This is a genomic window from Methylobacterium sp. E-025 (assembly GCF_022829705.1).
GTDB lineage: Bacteria > Pseudomonadota > Alphaproteobacteria > Rhizobiales > Beijerinckiaceae > Methylobacterium.
On sequence record NZ_JAKSYR010000179.1, the window covers coordinates 88,278 to 97,030 of the forward strand.

11 protein-coding genes, 1 tRNA gene and 1 pseudogene are annotated in these 8,753 nt (G+C 68.2%); 10 read left to right on the forward strand and 3 right to left on the reverse strand.

Going from position 1 to position 8,753, the window contains the following annotated elements; genetic code table 11:
- Positions 1-22: 22 nt before the first annotated feature.
- Both MKK64_RS26000 and MKK64_RS26005 read left to right on the forward strand, forming a co-directional pair.
- Positions 23-478 (forward strand): anaerobic typically selenocysteine-containing protein, encoded by a 456-nt coding sequence (locus MKK64_RS26000; RefSeq protein ID WP_147729670.1) that lies wholly within the window; start codon positions 23-25, stop codon positions 476-478.
- Positions 479-653: 175 nt separating this feature from the next.
- Positions 654-1,478 carry an SGNH/GDSL hydrolase family protein gene (locus tag MKK64_RS26005; RefSeq protein WP_405042981.1) on the forward strand — a complete coding sequence of 275 codons (825 nt, stop codon included), beginning with the start codon at positions 654-656 and terminating at the stop codon, positions 1,476-1,478.
- A gap of 8 nt (positions 1,479-1,486) precedes the next feature.
- Here MKK64_RS26005 and MKK64_RS26010 read toward each other — a convergent pair whose 3' ends face one another.
- On the reverse strand, positions 1,487-1,837 hold the full coding sequence (locus MKK64_RS26010) for a DUF2171 domain-containing protein (RefSeq protein ID WP_147843660.1): 351 nt from the start codon (positions 1,835-1,837) through the stop codon (positions 1,487-1,489).
- A 259-nt stretch (positions 1,838-2,096) separates the two neighbouring features.
- Between MKK64_RS26010 and rocF the strand changes: the two genes are divergently transcribed.
- The 3 genes from rocF (at position 2,097) to MKK64_RS26025 (ending at position 4,186) form a co-directional block, all read left to right on the forward strand.
- Positions 2,097-3,044: an arginase gene (gene rocF, locus MKK64_RS26015; protein WP_243938519.1), complete on the forward strand. Its 948-nt coding sequence runs from the start codon at positions 2,097-2,099 to the stop codon at positions 3,042-3,044.
- Positions 3,041-3,925, forward strand: a complete 885-nt coding sequence (locus MKK64_RS26020) for an urease accessory protein UreD (RefSeq protein ID WP_243938521.1) — start codon at positions 3,041-3,043, stop codon at positions 3,923-3,925. The genes rocF and MKK64_RS26020 overlap by 4 nt, the downstream gene beginning before the upstream one ends.
- 187 nt (positions 3,926-4,112) lie before the next feature.
- Positions 4,113-4,186 (forward strand) — tRNA-Cys (locus MKK64_RS26025).
- A 23-nt stretch (positions 4,187-4,209) separates the two neighbouring features.
- Here MKK64_RS26025 and MKK64_RS26030 read toward each other — a convergent pair.
- Both MKK64_RS26030 and MKK64_RS26035 read right to left on the reverse strand, forming a co-directional pair.
- Complete coding sequence (locus tag MKK64_RS26030; RefSeq protein WP_243938523.1) at positions 4,210-5,292, reverse strand: tyrosine-type recombinase/integrase; 1,083 nt, start codon at positions 5,290-5,292, stop codon at positions 4,210-4,212.
- Positions 5,289-5,567 (reverse strand): hypothetical protein, encoded by a 279-nt coding sequence (locus MKK64_RS26035; RefSeq protein ID WP_409568012.1) that lies wholly within the window; start codon positions 5,565-5,567, stop codon positions 5,289-5,291. Before MKK64_RS26035 ends, MKK64_RS26030 begins: the two co-directional genes overlap by 4 nt.
- A 220-nt stretch (positions 5,568-5,787) precedes the next feature.
- On the opposite strand from MKK64_RS26035, the gene MKK64_RS26040 reads away from it, so the two are divergent.
- From MKK64_RS26040 to MKK64_RS28500, 5 genes and pseudogenes are all read left to right on the forward strand, one after another.
- Complete coding sequence (locus tag MKK64_RS26040; RefSeq protein WP_243938535.1) at positions 5,788-6,045, forward strand: multiprotein-bridging factor 1 family protein; 258 nt, start codon at positions 5,788-5,790, stop codon at positions 6,043-6,045.
- A 678-nt stretch (positions 6,046-6,723) separates the two neighbouring features.
- Positions 6,724-7,194, forward strand: coding sequence for a DUF3597 domain-containing protein (locus tag MKK64_RS26045; RefSeq protein ID WP_243938524.1), 471 nt, complete (start codon positions 6,724-6,726; stop codon positions 7,192-7,194).
- Positions 7,195-7,417: 223 nt separating this feature from the next.
- Positions 7,418-7,642, forward strand: coding sequence for a hypothetical protein (locus MKK64_RS26050; RefSeq protein ID WP_243938526.1), 225 nt, complete (start codon positions 7,418-7,420; stop codon positions 7,640-7,642).
- 287 nt (positions 7,643-7,929) lie between these two features.
- Entirely contained in the window at positions 7,930-8,361 is a 432-nt protein-coding gene (locus MKK64_RS26055; protein ID WP_243938528.1) for a hypothetical protein, read from the forward strand.
- Positions 8,362-8,588: 227 nt separating this feature from the next.
- Positions 8,589-8,753, forward strand: a pseudogene (locus MKK64_RS28500) (DUF6894 family protein); the annotation flags it as partial.

An 8,753-nucleotide genomic window follows, 5' to 3' on the forward strand; every position in this document is an offset into this window, starting at 1 on the left:
ACGCTTCTCCGGACGGACTTTCATGCAGCATCTTCGACGCGACCTCGCCGCGGCCGCCCTCCTCGTCCTCGGGACCGCCGCGGGCCATGCCCAGGGCAAGCCCCTGCCCGCGCCGTCGAGCGCCGTGATGCCGCCGGTCGAGCTGACGATCACCGCCGAGGGCGGCAAGCCGGTCTGCGCGCCGGCGGAGCTGCGCCTGCCCGCCAACACCGACGTCGCGCTGCACGTGGTCAGCCACGCCGACACGCCGGTGACGATCACCGCGGCGGGGCTGTTCGAGAACGGCCACGTGCTCCATGCCGACGGCGACCTCGTCCACGTGGCGAGCGAGAAGGGCTACCTGATCAAGCGGGACGGCCAGGGCACCCTGCGCGTGCGGACGCTCGAGGCCGGCGACCACGACTTCGCCTGCACCAGCACGGCCAACAAGAACGCACCGTTCGTGGGCAAGCTCGTGCTCACGCCGCCGGCGAACTGATCGGCGAAGCCGACGAGCCGCGGCGCGGGCGTCCGAACAGGTATCACCGGAATTCAGCCTTAATTTTGCGTTACGAATTCAATCGGAATTCAACAGGTGTTGCAGACGGGACCTTTCGGTCAGCCCCGTAGGATCGTATTCGGATCCCGCAAGCCCGAACGCTCCGATGGTGCCCGTGCCGAACACCGCGTCCGCCCGCCGCGTCACGAAACCCCTGCGGGGACTGATTCGCGGCGTCGCCCTGCTCACCGGGTTGTTCGTCCTGCCGAGCGCGGTGCTCGCCTACGCCGACCTCCTCCCGGCCCCGTTCGATTTCGGCCTCGGCGATGCGGTCGCCGAGATCGACCTGCCGCACGTCGCCCGGCAGATCGCCATCGGCGCACCGCTGCGCATCGTCGCCTTCGGCTCGTCCTCGACCGAGGGCATCGGCGCCAGCACGCCGGCCAACGCCTATCCCGCCCGCCTGCAGGCGGATCTCCGCGCCGCCCTGCCGAGCGTCGCCGCGAGCATCACGGTGCTGAACCGCGGCATCGGCGGCGAGCACGTCGACGACATGCTGCGCCGGCTCGAGCGGGACGTGATCGCCGCCGAGCCGCAGCTCGTGATCTGGCAGACCGGCAGCAACGACCCGCTGCGCGGCGTCACCATCGAGCATTTCCGCGAGGCGACGGTCAGCGCCGTGCGCCGGATGCAGGAGGCCGGCATCGACGTCGTGCTGATGGAGCCGCAATGGTGCCCGAAGCTCGACGCCACCCCCGGCTCCGACCGCTTCCGCGACGCGGTGCGCGAGATCGGCGACGCGCTCGACGTGCCGGTGATCCGCCGCGCCGACCTGATGCGCGGCTGGATCCGCGACGGCAAGCTGACCCACAGCCAGCTCTTCTCCGCCGACGGCCTGCACATGGCCGACCGCGGCTACGCCATGCTCGCCAAGGCCGCCGCCGCCGCGATCATCGAGGATGCCGGCCGCGTCCAGGTCACCGAGGCGGTCGCCGAGTAGCGCCCGGCTCAGCGTTTCGGCCCGTCCGTCGGCTTGTCCGCCCGATCCCACTGCGCCTTCGCCTCGGCCGCCGGCTTCGTCAGCAGCACCTTGCCGTCCACCGTGCCGATCCACGCGATCGGCACGGCGTGATGGCGTCCGCCGGCATCCCGGTCGGTCTCGGCCAGGACGATGGTGCCGTTCTCGACCTTGTCGACGGTGCCGACATGCGCCCCGTCGGCGCCGACCACCTCCATGTGCTCGGCGATGCGGGCGGCGCCCGCCGCCGGCGTGGTCTGCGCCACGGCCGCGGGCGCGAGCAGGATCGCCGCGGCGGAGGCGAAAGCGCGGCACCCGACGGTCTGCAAACGGTTCGGCATGGGCGATCTCCCTCGCTGCGCCGCGGCCGGCGTCCCTCCCAACCGCCCGGGGCCCCGCCCGTTTCCCGCGCCGGGCCGGCCGCTGGCCCGCGGCTTGCGCATGCCCTATCGCGGCGTGAGCCTTCGCATGGCGGCCCTTCGTATCGCCGGTCGTTCCCGGCCGAGGCCCGAGGCGGCGGCCCCGACACGGGCTCGTCGCGCAAGCGTGTCACGCCGCACGGCGCAGGAACCGGCACGGTTCCGTACGGACGAGGTGGGGATGGACGGCCCGGAACGTATCGCGATCCTCGGCGCGCCGACGGAGGTCGGCACCAGCGAGCCCGGCTCCGTGATGGGCCCGGCCGCCCTGCGCACCGCGGGCCTCATCCGCACCCTGCGCGACCTCGGCCACGCGGTGGCCGACCATGGCGATGCGGTGCCCGACGGGCCGGCCGACGCGGTCGGCAGGCCCGCGGTCGCGGCCTGGACCCGGGTGCTCGCCCGCCAGGTCGAGGCCGCCCTCGACGCGGGCGACCTGCCCGTGGTCGTCGGCGGGGATCACAGCCTGTCGCTCGGGACCGTCGAGGGGGCGATGCGCCACTGCGCGCGGACCGGCCGGCCGCTCTTCGTGCTCTGGCTCGACGCGCATGCCGACTTCAACACCCCGGAGACCTCGCCTTCGGGGAACCTGCACGGCATGCCGCTGGCGGCGCTCTGCGGCGAGCCGGGCCTGTCCGACCTGTTCGCCGACCCCGACCGCCGGGCCCTCGACCCGACCCGCGTCCACCTGTTCGGCCTGCGCTCGATCGATGCCGGCGAGCGGGCCCTCGTGGCCGCGCGCAACGTCGAGGTCACCGACATGCGCCACATCGACGAGTTCGGCGTCGTGGCGCCGCTCCGGCGCAGCCTGGAGCGGGTCGCCGAGGCCTCGGGCCACCTCCATGTCAGCTTCGACATCGACTTCCTCGATCCCGGCCTCGCGCCGGCCGTCGGCACCACGGTGCCCGGCGGGGCCACGTTCCGCGAGGCGCACCTGATCATGGAGATGCTGCACGATTCCGGCCTCGTCGGCTCGCTCGACGTGGTCGAGCTCAACCCGTTCCTGGACGAGCGCGGCCGCAGCGCCCGCGTGCTGGTGGAGCTGGTCGCGAGCCTGTTCGGCCGCCGCATCCTCGACCGCCCGACCCCGCCGATCGCCGCCGTGCCTGCGCCCGCGACGCGCGGATGAGCGACCGGCTCGCCGTTTCGGACCGGACCGACGCCGTCTCGCCCGAGACCGCGCCGGCGCGCCAGCGCTCGGTCGGCCGGGTGATGCTGCGCGTCGCCGCCGACGGCGCCGGCACGGCGACGCGGATCGCGGACCTCGCCGAATCCGGCCCCTCGCGCCTGCGCTTCCCGCGCGCGCATGGGGGCGCCGCGGAGGCGATCCTGGTCAACACCGCCGGCGGGATCGCCTGCGGCGACAACTTCGCGGTCTCGCTCGCGCTTGAGGCCGGGGCCGGCCTCGTCCTCACCACGACCGCGGCGGAGAAGATCTACCGCTCGGACGGGCCGGTGAGCCAAATCGCGAACCGCGTCGCCCTCGGCCCGGGGGCCCGGCTGGCCTGGCTGCCGCAGGAGACGATCGTGTTCGACCGCGCCCGCCTGCGGCGGCGCTTCGAGGCCGATCTCGCCCCCGATGCCGGGCTCTTGGTGTTCGAGGCCGTGGCCTTCGGCCGGGCCGCCCGCGGCGAGCGGGTGGAGGCGGGGCTGTTCGAGGACGTCTGGCGCATCCGGCGGGGCGGCCGCCTCGTCTACGCCGACAGCCTGCGCCTCGACGGGCCGATCGCCGCCCGCCTCGCGCGGCCCGCGATCGGCGGCGGCGCCAGGGCCTGCGCGACGGTGCTCGACCTCTCCCCCGGGGCGGAGGCGCGCCTGGACGAGGCCCGGGGCCTGCTGGCGGAATGCGGCGCGAACGCCGGCTCGGGGGTCGAGGCCGGCGCGAGCGCCTGGAACGGCCACCTCGCGATCCGCCTCCTCGCCACCGATCTCGGGCCGCTGCGCGCCGTCGCCGCCCGCCTGCTCGTCCGCTACCGCGGCGTGGCGCTCCCGCGGGTGTGGCAGGCCTGAGGGCTCGGCGGCTTTCGACGGCCGGCGGTCCTCCGAAAGCGCGAATGCCCGACGATCCTGCGGAGATACGGCCTCGCGCCCGTTGCTCAGCGCCCGCCTCGTCTGCTAGAGACCCCTCACCCCGCGCCGGCCGCCCGGCACGGGATCTTGCGGGCGCCCCGTTTCGACGGCCGCGCCGGAGCGACGAGGCCTCGTGGCGGAGTGGTTACGCAGAGGACTGCAAATCCTTGCACCCCGGTTCGATTCCGGGCGAGGCCTCCACTACATGCCGCTGGGCATTGATTTCATTTAGAAATTTCGTCTGATTTTCCAACCCTTTCGATGCGGGTTGGAACCGCACGTGCGCTGAGCTTCGTGTTTGCGGCCTGCGAAAGTCGGCGTTGGTTCGCCTGTTTCGTGTACCGCTCAACCTCCGCCAGGGACCGGTGACCCGTCACCGAGGCGATCTCATGGGCCGTACAACCCGCTTCAGCAAGCCGACGAGCTGCAGCCTTCCGGAGGCCGTGGGTGACGCAGACGTCTGGAAGGCCGGCCGCGGCGATTGCGTCGGCCATCTTGTTGCCGAGCCCCTTGGCTGTGAACGGTTTGTCGTAGGCGGTCGTCAGGATCGCGAGGTGGGCGATCGGCCAGTGCGACAGCGCGACCAGCAGGTCGGTGTGAAGGGTGAGCCAGAGCTTGGTCCCGGTCTTCTCCTGGGTGACCGAGATTTCCTGTCCGGCCGCGTTCACGTCGCGCCACGACATCCGGGCGACGTCCGACACCCGCTGGCCGGTGTAGAGCAGGAGCGCAAAGGCTGTCCGCTGCTGGGATCCGAGCGGCCACCGCGCCTCGAAGCCGGCGATCTCTTCATCCGTCCAGGTATGGTGCTCACCCTCCTTCAGCTTCTTGATGTGCAAGGTCGGGTCGTCGCGGCGCCAGCCCAGGTCGATCGCGAACTTGATCAGGATACGGAGCTTCTTCAGCGCGTCGTTCGCGGCCGAAGGGCGGTCGACGCGCTTGGCGGTGATCCGCTTCACGTGTTCCCGGCGGAGATCCGTGACTCTGCGATGTCCCAGGGTCTCCAGGCGGATCAAGCGCTCCATCGCCAAACGATAGGCCCGCTTCGTCGGGGCCTTGAGCGCCTGGAAATCGACGCTCTCGAAGTAGCTGGCGAGCAGCCGGTCGAAGGTCCCCGGCTCGCCTCGCTCCTTGCGTGCGGCCGGAAGAGCTTTGTCGGCCTCGGCGATACGATAGGCCTCCATGAAGGCTTCCGAGCCCGGCGGACCAGGCAGTGGGGACCGCTTTCCGCCGGGGCGTCGGAAGTAGTACCGCACCGTGCCGTGACGGTCCTTGAAGTGATCGATGTAGGGCAGTTGGATCCGGCTCATTGCCAATCCGCAAAGGTATCGCCATCCGCCTCGGCGTTAGCGCTCTGTCGCTCGGGAAGCGCCTCGAAGAAAACCTCAAGCTTCACCCGATCCCAGAGCACACGGGCGTTGATCTGCTTCGGCTGCGGCATCCGACCGTCTCGCACCATCTCATCGAAGAGGCTCGGCGAAACGCCGACATGGCGCGCGGACTCCATGCGGGACAAGCCGCGCGGCGCGAAGGCCGGCTGGTATCCGTTCTCAGGCAATCGAGGTAGCTGCAGCGCCTTAGGCACTTCCTTAGCCTCTATATGATGTGACCAAAGCGGTGCAGGACGGCACTTACGTGGATCCTGAGTCCGGCAGCTTCGATCCGTAGGTGAACTCGTAAACGGATAGCCGTGATGATCGACGTTGCGCGTGTGCACGGAAGTGGCTAAATGCACATTGATAGTGTGGTGTCGCTCAAAAAATGTCAACTTTGCTGCGCACGAAAAGTGCGACCTATTCACGTCTATGATTACTCCAGCGCAATGTCGCGCGGCGCGAGCCTTGCTCGATTGGAGCCGGGAACAGCTAGCTACTGCTGCGCGGATTGGCCTGCGTACCCTTGTAGATTTTGAGCGCGGCGCCCGCGATCCTCATCACGCCACGCTTGATGCGATAGAGCGTGCTCTGAGAAAGGCTGGTGTGACCACCGACCTCACAGAGGGAAACGGTCTGGGCGTTCGGCTGATCGGAACAGATGCTGATACCCAGTTCAATGGCGGGTAGGGTAATGTGTTGGTTGTGGCGTCGATCGCTCGGTACGCCGACAGGCTACCCGACATAGAGGACACACGACGACAGGCTGGTGTGGGCTAGTTCCCTATGCGGTGCCTGTGATGCTTCGTGCCGGGTCGTCGTGTGAGAGTCGGCGCAGTGTGGAACAGGAAGCGCCAGCGCCGGCTTATGGCCTGCTTTAAGGCTCATCTCATGCGCGCGCTGCTTCTCCTCGCTGCCCTGGCCCTTCCAGGCTTTGCGCGGGCCGAGGAGGCACCACTTGCCGTTCCGATCGTCATCCCAGGAGAGATCGGCAAGGACGCTTGTCCAACGCAAGGGCACGTAGCGGGTCTGACCGATCAGGCTAATGGAACTATCTCTGTCCGAAATGGGCCCGGTGAAAACGAGCCCTTTAAGGAGATCGACCACCTTCGCGAGGCTGAGCCCGTCCTAGTTTGCGAACGTCTCGGAGGATGGTCCGGCATTGTCTACGGCTCTGATCTGCTTGGCTGCCGTACCACCGCCGTTCTCCCGGTAAGCCGGGAATACACCGGCCCCTGTCAGCGGGGATGGGTCCCATCGCGCTTCGTTAGCACTGATACGCCCTGAAGATCGATCGGAACGCTGCCGATCACCTCGCCGTTACCGAGCGCTTTGATCCCACCTTGGGTTCACGCGATGGAGGATGGAATGAGCATTTTCGGTTCGATCATGTCGAAGATCTTTGGTGGCAGCGCGAGTGCGCAGGCTGCAGCACCTCACGCCTCTGAGACGCCCAACGTATCCGCAGCTTCGACGGGATCAACTGGCGCCGGCTCCTCAACCAGCGGCGCTTCAGCCCCTTCGATGGCTGGTGCACCCTCACCAGTCGCCACGGGTTCGTCCGGCACCACGCCGGCGAACGTCGATGTCGGCCAGGTGCTGAGCGACATGGCGGCCAAAAAGGGCGAGAACCTCAACTACAAGCAGTCGATCGTGGACTTGATGAAGCTGCTCGACCTCGACAGCAGCCTCACCGCTCGCAAGCAGCTCGCAGATGAGCTGCACTACACCGGCGACAAGGAAGACTCGGCCACGATGAACGTCTGGCTGCACAAGCAGGTCGTCCAGAAGTTGGCGGAGAACGGCGGCAAGGTGCCGACCGACTTCCAGCACGCCTGATCGCCGCGTTTCGGCCTAGCTTTTCGCAATCAGGTCCGATGTAGGTTACGCGCGAGGTCGACCCTGCATCGGAACCGGAGGGTACGCTGTAGGCGGATTGACAGGACTGTGGGAGGCGGCCCTGCCGTGGGGTGGGAAAGCAGGGCCGCCGCAGCGGATCGGGGGCGATCAGCTGGCCGCGTATGCAGCGTAGCTCAGCATGTGCCGAACAAGTTGCCGAAGGATGAGCGACGAGACGACGGCTCTGCTCCTAGCGCTCGCATCCGTGAACGCTGAATTGCGTGCAGCCCTCGCCGAGGCGCAGGAACTCCTAATCGAGACCGCCATCGATGCCGGCGAGATGCACGCCCGCATCGAGGTTCTGCAGGCTGAGGTGACAACGTTGCGAACGGAGCGGGATGCAATCGCATTCAGTGGTCAACGACGTCCTCTGGCTAGGCGCGGATAGGAGCGCTGCTACTCAACGAAAAAAGGCCACTCCCGAAGGAGCGGCCCGAAGTCTTGGGAGGAAACGTCCAAGAAGGACTGCGGGGCCGCGACGCTGTCGCCGTCCCGCAGTGCAAAACTAGGCTGCTGCACTGCGACGAACAACCCCCCAGCTTTGCATTTTTGGTCTGGCAGGTAGCGGCGTTCGCTACGTCGTTGCCCCCGACCTGTGGCAGCCCTGACACGGCGAAGCGTCGGGCATTGGCTCTATGTTCTCCCCAATGCCTGACCCTCCCCAAGGATCGCGGAATGCCGATCCGTCCCGAGCACCGCTATTTCTACCCGATCGACTGGCGCGAACTGTCGGCCGAGATCCGGTTCCGGCGTGCCGGCGGTGCCTGCGAAGGCTGCGGACGCCCGCACGGGCGCATGGTCTACCATCTTGGCGACGGCCGGTGGTGGGATGCTGAGATCGGCGCCTGGCGTGACGGCAGGGGCAAAAGCCTCGCTGGGCTGCCGACGTTGGACGATCTGACAGGCCGCCTGCGCACGACACGCGTCGTGCTTGCGACGGCCCATCGGGACCACGACACCGCCAACAACGTGGATGCGAACCTGTCCGCGTTCTGCCAGCGGTGCCACGTGAACCACGACCGGCCTGAGCATCAGCGACGGCGCTGGCGAACGCTGTTCCGGCGCCGGGCGATGGGAGACCTGTTTCGAGGAGCCTATCCGCCATGACGGGAGCCAGGCAGGTGCCAGACATCATCGACCCCTACGCCTACCCGCCGCGGGGCCTCGATCTCACTGCGGCGGCTCGATACGTCGGCCTCGATCCGGGCGCGTTCCTCGCCCTCGTGGACAGCAGGAAGCTCCCGCAGCCGACGAAACGAACCTGTTTCGCTGGTCACGGTTTTCCTAGGCGCGATGTCTAGGGACAAGCTGCCAATGGCTCGTATTTCTTCGACTTCTACGACGGCAAAATGCACCGTGATGCGGTCGGCCACGAGTGTGAAGGACCTGACGACATTCGTTTAGAGGCGATGCATGCGCTTCCGGCGATCGCTAGAGACCAATTGCCAAAGGATGGCGACACGCAGTTCTACACCGTCCTCGTTCGTAACGAGAGGAGC

Bases quoted from the DNA above. Each gene is read 5' to 3' on its own strand.
- MKK64_RS26045 (WP_243938524.1), top strand. From the start codon at position 6,724: ATGAGCATTTTCGGTTCGATCATGTCGAAGATCTTTGGTGGCAGCGCG.
- MKK64_RS26000 (WP_147729670.1), top strand. From the start codon at position 23: ATGCAGCATCTTCGACGCGACCTCGCCGCGGCCGCCCTCCTCGTCCTC.
- MKK64_RS26050 (WP_243938526.1), top strand. From the start codon at position 7,418: ATGAGCGACGAGACGACGGCTCTGCTCCTAGCGCTCGCATCCGTGAAC.
- MKK64_RS26055 (WP_243938528.1), top strand. From the start codon at position 7,930: ATGCCGATCCGTCCCGAGCACCGCTATTTCTACCCGATCGACTGGCGC.
- MKK64_RS26040 (WP_243938535.1), top strand. From the start codon at position 5,788: ATGATTACTCCAGCGCAATGTCGCGCGGCGCGAGCCTTGCTCGATTGG.
- MKK64_RS26020 (WP_243938521.1), top strand. From the start codon at position 3,041: ATGAGCGACCGGCTCGCCGTTTCGGACCGGACCGACGCCGTCTCGCCC.
- rocF (WP_243938519.1), top strand. From the start codon at position 2,097: ATGGACGGCCCGGAACGTATCGCGATCCTCGGCGCGCCGACGGAGGTC.
- MKK64_RS26030 (WP_243938523.1), bottom strand. From the start codon at position 5,292: ATGAGCCGGATCCAACTGCCCTACATCGATCACTTCAAGGACCGTCAC.
- MKK64_RS26010 (WP_147843660.1), bottom strand. From the start codon at position 1,837: ATGCCGAACCGTTTGCAGACCGTCGGGTGCCGCGCTTTCGCCTCCGCC.